Origin of the sequence: Staphylococcus simulans (assembly GCF_047037175.1) — a bacterium.
In the GTDB taxonomy this organism is placed as follows: domain Bacteria; phylum Bacillota; class Bacilli; order Staphylococcales; family Staphylococcaceae; genus Staphylococcus; species Staphylococcus simulans_C.
The window spans coordinates 1,111,225-1,129,179 of sequence record NZ_CP178241.1 but is presented as its reverse complement, the minus strand read 5'-3'; the positions used below and the strand labels follow the sequence as shown (position 1 = coordinate 1,129,179).

The following is a 17,955-nucleotide window of genomic DNA, read 5'->3' as shown; positions in this document are numbered from 1 at the left end:
GACTCAAATCTCAATATGTTATATGATAGTTCATGTCCTAAAAAAACGACATTAAATATTTGAAACGAACTTTAACGCTTTGTTAAAAACTTTTAAAAAGTTATTGACAAGAGATTACAAGAGTGTTACAATAGAGTACGTTGTTAAAATAAATGATTAATGAAATCAAAGCCAAGCGGTCGTGGCGGAATGGCAGACGCGCTAGGTTGAGGGCCTAGTGGGAGAGATCCCGTGGAGGTTCAAGTCCTCTCGGCCGCATCAACATTTCATTAATTGCGAATATATGCGGGTGTAGTTTAATGGCAAAACCTCAGCCTTCCAAGCTGATGTTGTGGGTTCGATTCCCATCACCCGCTCCATTGAAACATTAAATGAACATTGAAAACTGAATGACAATATGTCAACGTTAATTCCAAATTAACAAACGTCTTAAGACGTTTTAAAACAATTAGTTTTTATGAGCTAGTCAAACATCATAAATTATTATGGAGAGTTTGATCCTGGCTCAGGATGAACGCTGGCGGCGTGCCTAATACATGCAAGTCGAGCGAACAGATAAGGAGCTTGCTCCTTTGACGTTAGCGGCGGACGGGTGAGTAACACGTGGGTAACCTACCTATAAGACTGGGATAACTCCGGGAAACCGGGGCTAATACCGGATAACACATAAAACCGCATGGTTTTATGATGAAAGACGGTTTTGCTGTCACTTATAGATGGACCCGCGGCGTATTAGCTAGTTGGTAAGGTAACGGCTTACCAAGGCAACGATACGTAGCCGACCTGAGAGGGTGATCGGCCACACTGGAACTGAGACACGGTCCAGACTCCTACGGGAGGCAGCAGTAGGGAATCTTCCGCAATGGGCGAAAGCCTGACGGAGCAACGCCGCGTGAGTGATGAAGGTCTTCGGATCGTAAAACTCTGTTATTAGGGAAGAACAAGGATGTAAGTAACTGTGCATCCCTTGACGGTACCTAATCAGAAAGCCACGGCTAACTACGTGCCAGCAGCCGCGGTAATACGTAGGTGGCAAGCGTTATCCGGAATTATTGGGCGTAAAGCGCGCGTAGGCGGTTTTTTAAGTCTGATGTGAAAGCCCACGGCTCAACCGTGGAGGGTCATTGGAAACTGGAAAACTTGAGTGCAGAAGAGGAAAGTGGAATTCCATGTGTAGCGGTGAAATGCGCAGAGATATGGAGGAACACCAGTGGCGAAGGCGACTTTCTGGTCTGCAACTGACGCTGATGTGCGAAAGCGTGGGGATCAAACAGGATTAGATACCCTGGTAGTCCACGCCGTAAACGATGAGTGCTAAGTGTTAGGGGGTTTCCGCCCCTTAGTGCTGCAGCTAACGCATTAAGCACTCCGCCTGGGGAGTACGGCCGCAAGGCTGAAACTCAAAGGAATTGACGGGGACCCGCACAAGCGGTGGAGCATGTGGTTTAATTCGAAGCAACGCGAAGAACCTTACCAAATCTTGACATCCTTTGACAACTCTAGAGATAGAGCTTTCCCCTTCGGGGGACAAAGTGACAGGTGGTGCATGGTTGTCGTCAGCTCGTGTCGTGAGATGTTGGGTTAAGTCCCGCAACGAGCGCAACCCTTAAGCTTAGTTGCCAGCATTAAGTTGGGCACTCTAAGTTGACTGCCGGTGACAAACCGGAGGAAGGTGGGGATGACGTCAAATCATCATGCCCCTTATGATTTGGGCTACACACGTGCTACAATGGACGGTACAAAGGGCAGCGAACCCGCGAGGTCAAGCAAATCCCATAAAGCCGTTCTCAGTTCGGATTGTAGTCTGCAACTCGACTACATGAAGCTGGAATCGCTAGTAATCGTAGATCAGCATGCTACGGTGAATACGTTCCCGGGTCTTGTACACACCGCCCGTCACACCACGAGAGTTTGTAACACCCGAAGCCGGTGGAGTAACCTTTTAGGAACTAGCCGTCGAAGGTGGGACAAATGATTGGGGTGAAGTCGTAACAAGGTAGCCGTATCGGAAGGTGCGGCTGGATCACCTCCTTTCTAAGGATATATTCGGAACAGTTTCGCAGGAAACTGAAACGGAATAACGTGACATATTGTATTCAGTTTTGAATGTTTATTTGAAACATTCAAAGATTGTACATTGAAAACTAGATAAGTAAGTAAAAAATAGATTTTACCAAGCAAAACCGAGTGAATTAGAGTTTTAAAAGCTTTATTCATTTAAATGAATCGCTAGTAATCAATTGCCGATGGCAAGCGATTACTCACAATATTAATAACGTGATTAAGTTATTAAGGGCGCACGGTGGATGCCTTGGCACTAGAAGCCGATGAAGGACGTTACTAACGACGATATGCTTTGGGTAGCTGTAAGTAAGCGTTGATCCAGAGATTTCCGAATGGGGGAACCCAGCACAAGTTATGTTGTGTTATCGACATGTGAATACATAGCATGTCAGAAGGCAGACGCGGAGAACTGAAACATCTTAGTACCCGCAGGAAGAGAAAGAAAAATCGATTCCCTGAGTAGCGGCGAGCGAAACGGGAAGAGCCCAAACCAATGAGCTTGCTCATTGGGGTTGTAGGACACTCTATACGGAGTTACAAAGGAATAAATTAGACGAATCACCTGGAAAGTTGAACCAGAGAAGGTAAAAGTCCTGTAGTCGAAAGTTTATTCTCTCTTGAGTGGATCCTGAGTACGACGGAGCACGTGAAATTCCGTCGGAATCTGGGAGGACCATCTCCCAAGGCTAAATACTCTCTAGTGACCGATAGTGAACCAGTACCGTGAGGGAAAGGTGAAAAGTACCCCGGAAGGGGAGTGAAAGAGAACTTGAAACCGTGTGCTTACAAGTAGTCAGAGCCCGTTAATGGGTGATGGCGTGCCTTTTGTAGAATGAACCGGCGAGTTACGATCTGATGCAAGGTTAAGCAGCAAATGTGGAGCCGCAGCGAAAGCGAGTCTGAATAGGGCGTTGAGTATTTGGTCGTAGACCCGAAACCAGGTGATCTACCCTTGGTCAGGTTGAAGTTCAGGTAACACTGAATGGAGGACCGAACCGACTTACGTTGAAAAGTGAGCGGATGAACTGAGGGTAGCGGAGAAATTCCAATCGAACCTGGAGATAGCTGGTTCTCTCCGAAATAGCTTTAGGGCTAGCCTCAAGTGATGATTGTTGGAGGTAGAGCACTGTTTGGACGAGGGGCCCCTCTCGGGTTACCGAATTCAGACAAACTCCGAATGCCAATCAATTTAACTTGGGAGTCAGAACGTGGGTGATAAGGTCCATGTTCGAAAGGGAAACAGCCCAGACCACCAGCTAAGGTCCCAAAATATATGTTAAGTGGCAAAGGATGTGGTATTGCCCAGACAACTAGGATGTTGGCTTAGAAGCAGCCATCATTTAAAGAGTGCGTAATAGCTCACTAGTCGAGTGACACTGCGCCGAAAATGTACCGGGGCTAAACATATTACCGAAGCTGTGGATTGTCCGTAGGACAATGGTAGGAGAGCGTTCTAAGTGCGTCGAAGCATGATCGCAAGGACATGTGGAGCGCTTAGAAGTGAGAATGCCGGTGTGAGTAGCGAAAGATGGGTGAGAATCCCATCCACCGATTGACTAAGGTTTCCAGAGGAAGGCTCGTCCGCTCTGGGTTAGTCGGGTCCTAAGCCGAGGCCGACAGGCGTAGGCGATGGATAACAGGTTGATATTCCTGTACCACCATTTATCGTTTTAAGCGATGGGGGGACACAGTAGGATAGGCGAAGCGTGCTGTTGGAGTGCACGTCTAAGCAGTGAGACTGAATGGTAGGCAAATCCGCCATTCTTAAGGTTGAGCTGTGATGGGGAGAGGAAACATGTTTTCCTCGAGTCGTTGATTTCACACTGTCGAGAAAAGCCTCTAGCTAGATAACTGGTGCCCGTACCGCAAACCGACACAGGTAGTCAAGATGAGAATTCTAAGGTGAGCGAGAGAACTCTCGTTAAGGAACTCGGCAAAATGACCCCGTAACTTCGGGAGAAGGGGTGCTCTTTAGGGTTCACGCTCTGAAGAGCCGCAGTGAATAGGCCCAAGCGACTGTTTATCAAAAACACAGGTCTCTGCTAAACCGTAAGGTGATGTATAGGGGCTGACGCCTGCCCGGTGCTGGAAGGTTAAGAGGAGTGGTTAGCTTCTGCGAAGCTACGAATCGAAGCCCCAGTAAACGGCGGCCGTAACTATAACGGTCCTAAGGTAGCGAAATTCCTTGTCGGGTAAGTTCCGACCCGCACGAAAGGCGTAACGATTTGGGCACTGTCTCAACGAGAGACTCGGTGAAATCATAGTACCTGTGAAGATGCAGGTTACCCGCGACAGGACGGAAAGACCCCGTGGAGCTTTACTGTAGCCTGATATTGAAATTCGGCACAGCTTGTACAGGATAGGTAGGAGCCTTAGAAACGTGAGCGCTAGCTTACGTGGAGGCGCTGGTGGGATACTACCCTAGCTGTGTTGGATTTCTAACCCGCACCATTGATCATGGTGGGAGACAGTGTCAGGCGGGCAGTTTGACTGGGGCGGTCGCCTCCTAAAGTGTAACGGAGGCGCTCAAAGGTTCCCTCAGAATGGTTGGAAATCATTCATAGAGTGTAAAGGCATAAGGGAGCTTGACTGCGAGACCTACAAGTCGAGCAGGGTCGAAAGACGGACTTAGTGATCCGGTGGTTCCGCATGGAAGGGCCATCGCTCAACGGATAAAAGCTACCCCGGGGATAACAGGCTTATCTCCCCCAAGAGTTCACATCGACGGGGAGGTTTGGCACCTCGATGTCGGCTCATCGCATCCTGGGGCTGTAGTCGGTCCCAAGGGTTGGGCTGTTCGCCCATTAAAGCGGTACGCGAGCTGGGTTCAGAACGTCGTGAGACAGTTCGGTCCCTATCCGTCGTGGGCGTAGGAAATTTGAGAGGAGCTGTCCTTAGTACGAGAGGACCGGGATGGACATACCTCTGGTGTACCAGTTGTCGTGCCAACGGCATAGCTGGGTAGCTATGTATGGACGGGATAAGTGCTGAAAGCATCTAAGCATGAAGCCCCCCTCAAGATGAGATTTCCCAACTTCGGTTATAAGATCCCTCAAAGATGATGAGGTTAATAGGTTCGGGGTGGAAGCATAGCGATATGTGGAGCTGACGAATACTAATCGATCGAAGACTTAATCAAATTTCAAGTTTTGATTGGTCAAATTGAAATTTACTTACTATCTAGTTTTGAATGTATAATCGTATATTATATATTTTGGATGCGATGAGCCGCATTGAGATCTCAGGTTTGAGGTCTTTTTTTTATGCCTTGATATTGTATTTGAGCAGCAAGAACAGTTAAATGTAGAGGATTGTCTATATAAATTGTGGTAACTTTAAGGCTTTTCATGTCTGTATATACGTAATGAATAGATGAATTGATAATAGATGGATTGATAACTGTATTAATAAAGGAGTAGAGATAAAGAAAAAAGCAGGGGAACCTTTTAATCATGACGATTGATAGGTTCTCCTGCTTTCTGAATTAAATCAATAAAGAATACAACATTTTGTTTTCATTGATATAGATATTAGAAGGGTCAAATTCATGTACTTTTTCTTTTAAACGTGTTAAGTCATCATGATTATTTAACTGGATACCAATGATAACTGTACCTGTATTTTGAGAAGATTTTTTTAAGTACTCGAATTTAGTAATATCATCATTTGGACCTAATACTTCGTTTACGAACTCTCTTAACGCACCAGGACGTTGAGGGAAGTTGAAAATGAAGTAATGTTTCATTTCTTCATATAATAGGGAGCGTTCTTCGATTTCTTTCATACGGTTGATATCATTATTACCACCGCTGATAATACAAACTACTGTTTTGCCTTTGATTTGATCACGATATTGTTCGAGCGCTGAGACGCTTAAAGCACCAGCAGGTTCTGCGACAATGGCTTGTTTAGAATACATATCTAAAATTGTAGAGCACACAGCACCTTCGTCGATTTGAAGATAATCATCAACGACTTTTTTCGCAATCTCAAATGTGATTTTGCCGACTTGTGCTACAGATGCACCATCAACGAACTTATCAATTTCTGGAAGTTTAACTCTGTGTTGTTCTAATACCACTGAAGTATACATACTTGCAGCGCCCTTAGGTTCAACACCAATAACTTTTGTTTGAGGAGACTTCTCTTTCATATAAGTTCCTACACCAGAAATTAATCCGCCGCCACCAATTGCGGCAAAAAGATAATCTACATCAATATTGCTTTCTTGTGCTTCATTTAGTATTTCAGCTGCGATAGTACCTTGACCCGCAATCGTGTTGACATTATCAAACGGATCAATGAAGTTCATCGCATGTTTCTCAGTATATTCTAGAGCCTCTTTTAAACAATCATCAAATGTATCACCGACTAAAATTACTTCAACATTCTCTCCGCCAAAGAATTTAACTTGATTAATTTTTTGTAGGGGAGTTGTTACAGGCATAAAGATGACTGCTTTTAAACCTAATCGTCGTGCAGTAAATGCCACACCTTGTGCATGGTTGCCGGCACTCGCACATGTGATACCTTTTGCTTTTTCACTTTCACTTAATGCTTGAATTGCGTTATACGCACCTCTTAGTTTAAAAGAACGGACCCATTGCAGATCTTCTCTTTTTAAATATACATTACAGTCATACTTTAAAGATAAATAGTGATCTTTCTCTAAAGGCGTTTCTTTGACAATCGGCTGTAATGATAAAAAAGCCTCATCTATATCTTTAGCTGATACAGCAGTTTGTACTGTCATTTCGCTCACTCCTTAATTATGTTGGTATTTCTGTTCATATTGTTCAATTTGGTCTTCATACGCCAATGTGATAGCAATATCATCTAGTCCTTGAACAAGTTTGTTCTTCCAAGTTGAATCAATATCAAAATGTAATTCACGGTCAGGTGTTTTAATCACCTGGTTCGGAAGGTCGATTTCGAGTTCTTTATAGTTCGCAAGGAACTCACGATCTTCTTTTCCTAAAGCAATCGGCAATAATGCATTTTTTGTGCAGTTCATATAGAAGATATCACTGAAACTGCCAGCAATAATAATGTTAATGCCGTAATCTTTCAATGCCCAAGCCGCATGTTCACGACTAGAGCCGCAACCAAAGTTATCACCTGTAATAAGAATTGAAGCTCCTTTATATTGCGGTTGGTTCAATTCAAAATCAGGATTATCAGAACCGTCTTCTAAGTAACGCCATTCATCAAAGGCATAGGGACCAAGTCCTGTTTTTGAAACACCTTTAAGATGAACTTTCGGGATGATTTGATCGGTATCAATATTATCATGGAATAAAATAGCGGTTTTACCAGTATATTGCGTAATTGGTTCGATTTTAAGCATGTTCAAGCGCCTCCCATTTTCTGACATCTACGAAGCGTCCTTCAATCGCAGCAGCTGCTGCCATAGCAGGGGATACAAGATGTGTTCTTGCGCCTTTACCTTGACGACCTTCAAAGTTACGGTTGCTGGTAGAAGCACAGTGGACACCCGCTGGTACTTGGTCAGGGTTCATACCGAGACACATTGAGCAACCAGGTTCACGCCATTCAAAGCCTGCATCTTTAAAGATTTTATCAAGGCCTAATGCTTCAGCTTGGTGTTTTACACTTCTAGAACCAGGTACGACAATTGCGGTAATATTCGGATGTACTTTATGTCCTTTCACAAACTTACTTGCTTCCTGTAAGTCTGAAAGACGCGCATTTGTACATGAACCTAAGAATACATAGCCAAGTTCAATGTCTTCTGCTTTATCACCTGGTTTTAAATCCATATAGTGATAAGCACGCTCATCGTTAATGTTTTGAATTTCTGGGAAAGGTGTGTTGAAACTTACACCCATTTCTGGACTTGTACCCCAAGTGACTTGAGGTTCTAAGTCTGTCACATCTAACTCAATCACACGATCAAATTGTGCATCCTTATCTGAATAAAGTGTTTGCCAATATGCGGCTGTGGCTTCATCAATATTCGCGTAAGGACGACCTTTGACATATTCAAGTGTTGTTTCATCTGGTTCAACTAAGCCATATTTTGCGCCGGCTTCAATCGCCATATTACAAATTGTCATACGCGCATCCATAGATAGGTTGCGAATGGTAGATCCCGCAAATTCAAGTGCATAACCTGTACCGAAATCTACACCGTATTGATTGATCAAATGTAGAATAATATCTTTCGCATAGACACCTTTAGGCAGTTCCCCATTAATATCAATTAAGAGATTCTTCGGTTTAGTTTGCCATAGGGTTTGTGTCGCAAATACATGTTCTACTTCACTTGTGCCGATACCGAATGCGATAGCACCGAAAGCACCGTGTGTTGCTGTATGAGAGTCACCGCAAACAATGGTTTTACCAGGTTGCGTTAACCCCATTTCAGGTCCAACCATATGTACGATACCTTGTTCTTCAGTACCATTATCAAATAGTCGAACACCAAACTCTTCACAGTTCTTTTGAAGTGTCTTGATTTGTGTAGCCGCAATTTCATCTTTGATGTTGAAAATATCTTGTGTCGGTACATTATGATCAATTGTCGCAAACGTTAAATCAGGACGTCTCAAAGGTCTATGTTGAATTCTTAATCCTTCAAAGGCTTGAGGTGATGTGACTTCATGGATAAGATGCAAGTCAATGTATAATAATTGCGGTTCACCTGCATTTCCTGTGAGAACATGTCTATTCCATATTTTATCGAACAAAGTTTGTCCCATTTCAATCACCATCCTTTAAAGTTTTTCTAAAATTTTATCAAAGATTTCTGATGTATGTGCTTTACCGCCTAAATCCGGAGTTGTAAAGCCATCTTTCAGTAAACCATAAACAACTGTTTCTAATTCTTCTGCTGCTTCGACTTGATTAAAAGTTTCTCTGAAACACATTGCTAATGAAAGAATCATACCTGTTGGGTTCGCAATATCTTGGCCAGCAATATCAGGTGCAGAACCATGAATAGGTTCATATAATTTTGTTCCTTTTTGTCCATAGCTGACAGAAGGGGAAACACCTAATGAACCTGGAATCACAGAGGCTTCATCACTTAAAATATCACCGAATAAGTTTTCAGTAACAATCACGTCAAACTGTGTTGGACGTGTAATTAAGTGCATGCTGCATGCATCAACCAATAAATGTTCAACTTCTACATCAGGGTATGAAGCAGCAACTTCATCAACCGTTTTGCGCCATAATTTACTTGAGGCTAAAACATTTTCTTTATCCACGGATGTCAATTTCTTACGTCTTGCTTGTGCAAGTTTAAATGCTGCATGCGCGATACGTTCAATTTCAGCTTTTGTATAGGTTAAGGAATCAATTGCATGATCGTCGGCTAGTTCTTTCGGTTCACCGAAGTATAAACCGCCAGTCAATTCTCTTACAATCACTAAATCCGTACCTTGTACACGTTCAGCTTTCAGTGGTGAAAATTCGCTTGCACCCTCTACAACAGCAGTAGGGCGGATGTTTGCGAAGAGCTCTAAATTCTTTCTTAAAGCAAGTAAGCCAGCTTCAGGACGTTTTGGGCTATTTGTCCATTTAGGACCGCCGATTGCGCCTAAAAGAATCGCATCAGATTGTTTACAAGCTTCAAGTGTAGATGATGGAAGCGGGTCGCCATAGTTGTCTATAGCGGCCCCTCCAAAATCATATGTTTCTAATTCATAATTAATGTTATATTTACGACTTAATTTTTCTAATATTTTCAAAGTACCTTCTAATATTTCTGGACCGATACCATCGCCTGGAAGGGCAGTGATTTTATAACTCATGCGTTCACCTCATCATTAACTGATGCTTCAGCAATATGATTAGAATAAGCTTCCACATAAGCTTTACATGAAGCAAGCAATACGTCATGGTCAATACCGATACCATAGTAAGAACGTCCATCGATGCTAAGCTCTACATTAACTTGTGCTTGTGCATCTGAACCTTCAGTAACTGAAGAAATTTGATAATTCAACAATTCAGAATCAGCATCGAAGATCAAGTCTACTGCATTATATACTGCAAGGATAGAACCTGTGCCTGTTGCTGCTGATTGATATTCTTTGCCATCGTTGTCACGAAGTTGCACAACTGCGCTTTGAACACCTTCAGCCACAAATTGAAGTTGAAGATTTTCAACATGATAAGCAGCATTTGTTTCATGGTAATGACCTTGAACAAGGGCATGTACATCATAGTCAGAAACATTTTTCTTTTTATCGGCAATAGATTTGAACTGTTTGAACAATTCAACTTGTTTTTCTGGACTGATTTCGTAGCCAAGTTGTTTTAACTTTTCTGCGAAAGCATGTTTACCAGACAATTTACCAAGTGGTAATTCAGAAGTTTTGATACCAACTAATTGAGGCGTCATGATTTCGTAAGTTTCACGATGTTTCAAGAAGCCGTCTTGGTGGATACCTGATTCATGACTGAATGCATTTTGACCGATAACTGCTTTGTTACGAGGTACAGGAATACCAGCGAAACGAGAAATTAAATCAGATGTTTCTTTTGTACGGCCAAGTTCAAGTTTTGTTTCAATACCATAATGATCTTTACGAACATATAAACCAAGTGCTACTTCTTCAAGTGCTGTATTACCAGCACGTTCACCGATACCGTTAATTGTACCTTCTACACGTTTTGCACCATTTTCGATGGCTGCCATACTGTTAGCTACAGCTAAACCAAGGTCATCGTGACAGTGTGCACTATAGATGATTTCTTTATCGGATTTGACATTTTCAAGCAATACTTTGAAGATATTTCCAAATTCAGTTGGATAACTATAACCTACTGTATCAGGAATGTTGATAATTGTTGCACCTGCATCTACAGCTGTTTGAACACTTTTGATTAAGAAATCTAAATCAGTACGTGTTGCATCTTCGGGTGAGAATTGTACAACATCGAATAAAGATTTGCCATAAGCAACATTTTCAGTAATTTGCTCTAGCACTTTTTCTTGAGTCATTTTCAATTTATGCTCTAAGTGAATAGGGCTAGTAGCGATAAAGACATGTAATTGCGGATATTTAGCTTCTTTAGTTGCTTCGTACACAGCATCGATGTCGCTTTTTTTACATCTCGCTAAGCCTACTACAGCAGTTTTTGTTAAAGCTTGGGAAATCGCTTGAACAGATTTAAAACTACCTTCACTGGAAGCAGGGAAGCCTGCCTCAATAACATCGACACCCCATTTTTCAAGTTGCTTTGCGATCGTCAATCTTTCATCGAAGGAAAAACTGACTCCGGGCGTTTGTTCACCGTCTCTTAGTGTTGTATCAAAAATTTGAATATGACTCATAAATAATCAACCTCCTGATTTAGTATTATTCTTCAATAGTTTTATTTTCAACGAAAGGCATCATTTCACGAAGTTTTTTACCAACTTCTTGGATTTGATGACCTTGAGCTGCTTTACGTAGTTTGTAGAATTCTTTGAATCCATTTTCATTATCTTTGATGAAGTTGTTAGCGAATGTACCATTTTGGATATCAGTTAATACAGCTTTCATGTTTTCTTTTACTTCTGGTGTGATAACACGTGGACCTGAAACATAGTCACCATATTCAGCAGTGTTTGAAATTGAATAACGCATAGTTTCCATACCGCCTTCGTACATTAAGTCAGCGATCAATTTCATTTCATGTAATACTTCGAAGTAAGCAAGTTCTGGTTGGTAACCAGCTTCTACTAATGTTTCGAAACCGTTTTGAATTAATTGCGTAACACCACCGCAAAGTACTGCTTGTTCACCGAATAAGTCTGTTTCAGTTTCTTCTTTGAATGTAGTTTCAATGACACCAGCTTTAGTTGCGCCGATACCTTTTGCATAGCTTAATGCGATGTCAAAAGCGTTACCAGTTGCATCTTGGCCTACACCGAATAATGCAGGAACTGAGCTGCCTTCAGTGAAAGTACGTCTTACAAGGTGTCCAGGACCTTTTGGAGCTACTAAGAATACATCTACGTCACTTGGTGGTTTGATTACATCGAAGTGGATGTTGAAACCATGTGCAAATGCTAAAGCATTACCAGCTTCTAAGTTAGGAGCGATTTCTTCGTCGTATACTTTACCTTGGATTTCGTCTGGTAATAATACCATTACTACGTCTGCTTGTTTTACTGCTTCTCCAACTGGATATACATCGAAGCCATCTTTTTTAGCTCTGTCGAAAGAATGTCCAGGGCGGATACCGATTATAACGTCATAGCCGTTGTCTTTAAGGTTTTTAGCATGTGCATGACCTTGAGAACCATAGCCTAATACTGCGATTTTTTTACCTTCTAAAGCGTCTTTTTTCACTGATTCGTCATAATAAACTGTTGTCATAATAAATTCCTCCAAAAATTTGTTTTATTTTAAATTCTCAACATTGTGAAAATTCAAATTATAATAATGCTGCAGTTCCTGTTCTAGAAACTTGTTCAATCTGTTGTGATGATAGTGCCTGCAATACATCGTCTAATGCTTGTTGTGTTCCCGATGCTTGTAAGTAGGTATGACCATCTTCTTCTTTTAAAACTGAAACTAGCGCATCACTGTGATTGATCAAATTATCTAATTCAGTGCTATCTGCAGGTGTTGCAATTTTAGCAAGTAATAACTCCACACTGTAGACGTTATTATTTGTGATATCTTCTACAGATAATACATTGATTTGTTTTTCTAAATGAAGCATGAGTGATTGTACTTTTGAAGCTTCATCTAACTCAGCTACGAATGTCATATCAGAAATACCAGGTTGAATACTTGGTGTAACACAAAGTGTTACGATGTTAAACTGACGACGTAAAAAGGTGCTTGTCAGTCGATTTAATGTACCAGATTTATCTAAAACTTTTGTTTTGAATGTATATCTCATAGGACACCCTCCATTTCGTTGTTTGCTTTACCGCTTGGAATCATTGGTAAAACAGGTTCTTTAGGTGAGATTCTCACTTCGATTAAAGCAGGGCCGTTATGCGCAAATGCTGCATCTAAATCTGCTTCAAGCGTTTCAGGATCTTCTACTAAGAATGCTTTCACACCATAAGCTTCAGATAATTTTTGGAAATCTGGTTGGCCATTAAATACGGAATGAGAGAAACGTTGTTTAAAGAATTTATCTTGCCATTGTTTAACCATACCTAATGTCCCATTATTGATTAAAACGATTTTGATATCTAGACCATACTCATTTAAAATCGCCATTTCTTGGTTTGTCATTTGGAAACCGCCGTCTCCAACGAAACAAACAACTGTTTTATCTGGTTCGGCTAATTTAGCACCGATAGCAGAAGGGATACCGAATCCCATAGTACCAAGACCGCCGCTTGTTACTAATTGGTTATCATGTTTGAATGGATAGAATTGAGCAGCCCACATTTGGTGTTGACCTACATCTGTCGTTACGACCGCTTCGCCGTCTGTGATTTTACCGATATATTCAATCGCTTGTTGGGGTTTGATAAATACGTCCGCTTCTTCATCTGTATAAGCGAATGGATGGTTTTTCTGATTATTCAAACAATAATCCACCCAATCTTTATGTTGGTCATAAGTGTTTGTTTCTGTAAGTAATGCTTCAAGTACTAATTTACAATCAGCAACTACGCCCAAGTCTGTTTTGATGATTTTATTGATTTCAGAAGGGTCGATGTCTACATGAACCACTTTAGCGTTTTTCGCAAATTCTTCTGGGTTACTCGCAAGACGGTCATCGAAGCGGCTGCCAAAGTTAATTAACAAGTCACATTCATGTAATGCCATGTTACTTGCGTATGATCCATGCATACCACCCATACCTAAGAATAGGGGATTGCTGTATGGCACTGTGCCTAACCCGTGCAATGATGTAACAACTGGGATTTGATGACGTTCAGCAAATGCAGTTAATAGCTGACCTGATTGCGAATGTCTTACGCCTGCACCAGCTAAGATGACTGGCTTTTTGGCTTCTTTCAACCACTCTAGTACTGTTTGTACATCTTGAGGATTCGGAGCATCAGCTAAACGATAGCCTGGTAAATCAAGATTTTCGCAAACATCAACATCAGATTGCAAGATACCAACATCTTTTGGGAAGTCGATTACAACTGGACCTTTACGTCCTGTGTTTGCAATGTGGAATGCTTGATGTACAACTTCAGGAATTTCATCTGGATGTTTAACTTGGAAGTTATGTTTAGTAATAGGTGTTGTCATTGATAACAAGTCTGCTTCTTGGAAAGCATCTTTACCAATACCTGGTGTTGCTACTTGGCCTGTAAATACAACTAGCGGTAATGAGTCACTGTAGGCATCTGCAATACCTGTGATAACATTTGTTGCGCCAGGACCGCTAGTTACAACAACTACGCCAGGTTTGCCAGAAACTCTGGCATAACCTTCGGCAGCATGTACAGCACCTTGTTCGTGTCGTGCTAGGATATGTTTGATTTTACCATCATAAAATGTATCGTAGAGCGGAAGTACGGCACCTCCAGGATAACCGAAAAGCAACTCTGTGCCTTCTTTTAGCAGTGCTTCTACTAGCAATTCCGAACCACTTCTACTCGTTTTCGTGGCTGCTTGTGTACTATTGGCTTCTTTATTATGTTTAGTCATTTGTGGGTAAGACATAAAGCATCACTCCTCAATTAAATATTCTGGTACTCTCATAACTCCGCCTGTATTTGCGCTTGTAACAAGAGCTGTATAACGTGCTAAGTAACCAGTTTTTACTTTAGCTTTAAATGGTTTCACTTCTGTTTTACGTTTGTTCAATTCTTCTTCTGAAACATCAACATCTAATGTTCTGTTTGTTAAATCAATAACGATTTCATCACCATCACGGATTAATCCGATAGGACCGCCAGAGGCTGCTTCCGGTGAGATGTGGCCGACTGCGATACCTCTTGTAGCACCTGAGAATCTTCCGTCAGTGATTAATGCGACATCTTTACCTAAGCCGCGTCCTACGATAGATGAAGTAGGGGCTAACATTTCCGGCATGCCTGGTCCGCCTTTAGGGCCTTCATATCGGATGACAACAACGTGGCCTTCACGAACGGTGTGATTGTCGATGGCTTCAACGGCTTCATCATGTGAGTCAAAGCAAATCGCTTTTCCTTTAAACACTTTGATTTCTGGATCAACACCGCCGACTTTGATAACTGCGCCATTTGGAGCTAAGTTACCATATAAGATTGAAAGTCCGCCTTCTTTATCATACGGTTGATCGAGTGGATGGATAACATCTGTATTTTTAATTTCTTTGCCTTGGTTGTTTTCACGAAGTGTTTTACCTGTAACAGTAATTCTGTCTGGATGTAATGTACCTTCTTTTTTCATCAATTCATTGATGATGGCTGGAACACCGCCGGCTTCATGAACATCATGCATAGAATAAGAAGAACTTGGTGCAATTTTAGATAGGTAAGGTGTGCGTTTCGCAATTTCATTGATACGGCTTAAGTCATAATCAACATCTGCTTCATTCGCAATTGCAAGTGTATGAAGGACAGTATTTGTTGAACCGCCCATCGCCATATCTAGTGCGAAAGCATCATCTAAGGCTTCTTTAGTCACGATATCACGTGGTTTCAAATCGTTTTTAATATTTTCTACTAATTGGAAAGCGGCTTGTCTAATCATTTCTCGACGTTGGTCAGATACCGCTAATGCTGTACCATTATATGGAAGTGCTAGTCCTAAAACTTCCATTAAACAGTTCATTGAGTTTGCTGTGAACATTCCTGCACAAGATCCGCAAGTAGGGCAGGCATTTTGTTCCATGTCTAAGAATTCTTCTTTACTCATTGAACCGCCTTTAAAGGCACCGACTGCTTCAAACATAGATGAAAGGGTTAAAGCTTTACCTGTTGCAGATAAACCAGCTTTCATCGGACCACCTGAACAGAAGATAGCAGGTACGTTTGTTCTTACAGCTGCCATCAACATCCCTGGTGTGATTTTGTCACAGTTTGGAATGTAGAACACACCGTCAAACCAGTGCGCATTGATAACTGTTTCAGCAGCATCTGCAATAATTTCCCGTGATGGTAATGAATAACGCATACCAATGTGTCCCATCGCAATACCATCATCAACACCGATTGTATTGAATTCAAATGGAATGGCGCCTGCTTCACGAATCGCTTCTTTAGCAATATCGGCTAATTCTCTTAAATGAACATGTCCTGGAACGATATCGATGTAAGAGTTACAGATAGCTACGAATGGTTTGTTCATATCTGTTGGATCTTTGATTTGTCCTGTGGCATGGAGTAAACTTCTGGCCGGAGCCTGTTGGTCTCCTTTTTTGATAGTGTCGCTTCTCAATATAATTCCCCCCGAAGATTCAAATAAAAAAACGTCCCAATAATTATTGGGACGTCAATGGAAGTCCCATTCAATCGGAAATAGGACTTAAACATTTAGTAGTGGTGCTTACTAAAGTTCGAGTCCTAGCAAATTAATAAAATGACTAAAATATTTGTTGTTGTCGGTTGAGTATTTGCTTGTGTTCTGTTAGTCATTTCAATTTGCTCCTTTCGAATGGTTTTATGAATAAATTTGAATTGTCTAAAAATTTGATAAACTTAATTTACTACATGTCCAAAAGGATGTCAACACGATTTCAGAAAATTTTTTAAATTAATACATGTAAGCGTTTGTAAAACATGACATATTTCAATTTAATAGCAAACAAACATTATAGTCAAAAGCTATTGCATGCCATGTTACAATATAGAAGACGAAATTTCTGTACACAAACAGAATAGAAAATAGGAGATTTGAACATGATAACAATCAACAATATTGATCAAATGAATCAATTTGCTGAAATACTGACAAAGCATTTACAACCTAAAGATTTAATTTTACTGAATGGTAATCTAGGTGCAGGTAAGACAACTTTAAGTCAATTTATCGGTAAACATTTAGGCGTGAAACGTACGATTAACTCTCCGACGTTCAATATTATTAAATCCTATAAAGGAACTAACATGAAGTTTCATCATATGGATTGCTATCGCTTAGAAGATTCTGATGAAGACTTAGGGTTTGATGAATATTTTGAAGATCATGCTGTAACCGTTATTGAATGGAGTACATTTATTCAAGATTTATTGCCAGATGATCATTTAACAATTAATTTGACTGCTATAGATGAAAATAAAAGAACAGTTACTATAGAAGCAAACGGTGCACACTATGCACAATTGAAGGAGGACGTGACACGTGATTTACTTGCTGCTGGATACATCCAATAAGCCTATGTCACTTGCAGTCATGCAAGATAACAATATATTAGTAGAACATACGACGAATATTAAGCGTAATCATTCTGTTCAACTGATGCCGGCAATTCAAAAGATAATTGAAGAAGCGGGTTTAAACAAAAAGGAAATTGAGGCGATTGTTGTCGCGAAAGGACCAGGTTCTTATACAGGTTTAAGAATCGGGGTAACCACTGCTAAGACTTTAGCTTATGCATTAAATACTGAGTTATATGGTGTTTCTTCCTTAAAGGCATTAGCCGCAACATTGCCTGATACGCAGTCTGAACAATTGATTGTTCCAGTATTTGATGCTAGAAGAGAAGCGGTCTATACAGGTGTGTATCAATATCAAGATGGTCAACTCGTCAATGTATTAGAAGACCAATATATGTTAATTTCAGAGTTAAATGACTATCTAACAGCGCAAACACAGGCACACATTTTTGTAGGTCATCATATCGAAAACATAACTGAATTATTAAACGGACCTATTATTTATCAACTTCCTAAGGCAAGTGTGATGCAAGCATTAATTACACAACCTGAAAACATCCATACCTTTAAACCAGATTATCTTAAACTTTCTGAGGCAGAACGCAATTGGTTAAAAACACAACAGAAATAGAGGGTTTGAATAT

At 41.0% G+C, this 17,955-nt stretch carries 11 protein-coding genes, 2 tRNA genes and 2 rRNA genes; 6 read left to right on the top strand and 9 right to left on the bottom strand.

Annotated features, from left to right (window positions below; translation table 11 throughout):
• Positions 1-175 precede the first annotated feature (175 nt).
• The 4 genes from ACFCT9_RS05660 (at position 176) to ACFCT9_RS05645 (ending at position 5,203) form a co-directional block, all read left to right on the top strand.
• Positions 176-258 (top strand) — tRNA-Leu (locus ACFCT9_RS05660).
• 27 nt (positions 259-285) lie between these two features.
• Positions 286-359: transfer RNA gene (locus ACFCT9_RS05655), tRNA-Gly, on the top strand.
• Positions 360-482: 123 nt separating this feature from the next.
• A 16S ribosomal RNA gene (locus ACFCT9_RS05650) occupies positions 483-2,034 on the top strand.
• A 245-nt stretch (positions 2,035-2,279) separates the two neighbouring features.
• A 23S ribosomal RNA gene (locus tag ACFCT9_RS05645) occupies positions 2,280-5,203 on the top strand.
• Together the 16S and 23S rRNA genes with 2 tRNA genes alongside form the textbook arrangement of a ribosomal RNA operon.
• A gap of 345 nt (positions 5,204-5,548) precedes the next feature.
• Here the strand turns inward: ACFCT9_RS05645 and ilvA are convergent.
• From ilvA to ilvD, 9 genes are read right to left on the bottom strand one after another with little or no spacing between them, the layout of a single operon-like run.
• On the bottom strand, positions 5,549-6,817 hold the full coding sequence (gene ilvA / locus ACFCT9_RS05640; RefSeq protein ID WP_412521447.1) for a threonine ammonia-lyase IlvA: 1,269 nt from the start codon (positions 6,815-6,817) through the stop codon (positions 5,549-5,551).
• Positions 6,818-6,829: 12 nt separating this feature from the next.
• A complete protein-coding gene (gene leuD, locus ACFCT9_RS05635) occupies positions 6,830-7,411 on the bottom strand; it encodes a 3-isopropylmalate dehydratase small subunit (RefSeq protein WP_412521446.1) in 582 nt (193 codons plus the stop codon).
• Entirely contained in the window at positions 7,404-8,786 is a 1,383-nt protein-coding gene (gene leuC, locus ACFCT9_RS05630; RefSeq protein WP_412521445.1) for a 3-isopropylmalate dehydratase large subunit, read from the bottom strand. The genes leuD and leuC overlap by 8 nt, the downstream gene beginning before the upstream one ends.
• 15 nt (positions 8,787-8,801) lie before the next feature.
• Entirely contained in the window at positions 8,802-9,842 is a 1,041-nt protein-coding gene (gene leuB / locus ACFCT9_RS05625; RefSeq protein ID WP_412521444.1) for a 3-isopropylmalate dehydrogenase, read from the bottom strand.
• Positions 9,839-11,371: a 2-isopropylmalate synthase gene (locus tag ACFCT9_RS05620; RefSeq protein WP_412521443.1), complete on the bottom strand. Its 1,533-nt coding sequence runs from the start codon at positions 11,369-11,371 to the stop codon at positions 9,839-9,841. The genes leuB and ACFCT9_RS05620 overlap by 4 nt, the downstream gene beginning before the upstream one ends.
• Positions 11,372-11,396: 25 nt before the next feature.
• Positions 11,397-12,401: a ketol-acid reductoisomerase gene (gene ilvC, locus ACFCT9_RS05615; RefSeq protein WP_412521442.1), complete on the bottom strand. Its 1,005-nt coding sequence runs from the start codon at positions 12,399-12,401 to the stop codon at positions 11,397-11,399.
• 58 nt (positions 12,402-12,459) lie between these two features.
• Entirely contained in the window at positions 12,460-12,933 is a 474-nt protein-coding gene (ilvN, locus tag ACFCT9_RS05610) for an acetolactate synthase small subunit (RefSeq protein WP_412521441.1), read from the bottom strand.
• On the bottom strand, positions 12,930-14,657 hold the full coding sequence (gene ilvB, locus ACFCT9_RS05605; RefSeq protein WP_412521624.1) for a biosynthetic-type acetolactate synthase large subunit: 1,728 nt from the start codon (positions 14,655-14,657) through the stop codon (positions 12,930-12,932). Before ilvB ends, ilvN begins: the two co-directional genes overlap by 4 nt.
• Before the next feature lie 21 nt (positions 14,658-14,678).
• Complete coding sequence (gene ilvD, locus ACFCT9_RS05600) at positions 14,679-16,373, bottom strand: dihydroxy-acid dehydratase (protein WP_412521440.1); 1,695 nt, start codon at positions 16,371-16,373, stop codon at positions 14,679-14,681.
• 461 nt (positions 16,374-16,834) lie between these two features.
• On the opposite strand from ilvD, the gene tsaE reads away from it, so the two are divergent.
• Positions 16,835-17,308, top strand: a complete 474-nt coding sequence (gene tsaE, locus ACFCT9_RS05595) for a tRNA (adenosine(37)-N6)-threonylcarbamoyltransferase complex ATPase subunit type 1 TsaE (protein WP_412521439.1) — start codon at positions 16,835-16,837, stop codon at positions 17,306-17,308.
• A complete protein-coding gene (gene tsaB / locus ACFCT9_RS05590; protein ID WP_412521438.1) occupies positions 17,277-17,942 on the top strand; it encodes a tRNA (adenosine(37)-N6)-threonylcarbamoyltransferase complex dimerization subunit type 1 TsaB in 666 nt (221 codons plus the stop codon). The genes tsaE and tsaB overlap by 32 nt, the downstream gene beginning before the upstream one ends.
• The last annotated feature ends 13 nt before the right edge of the window (positions 17,943-17,955 follow it).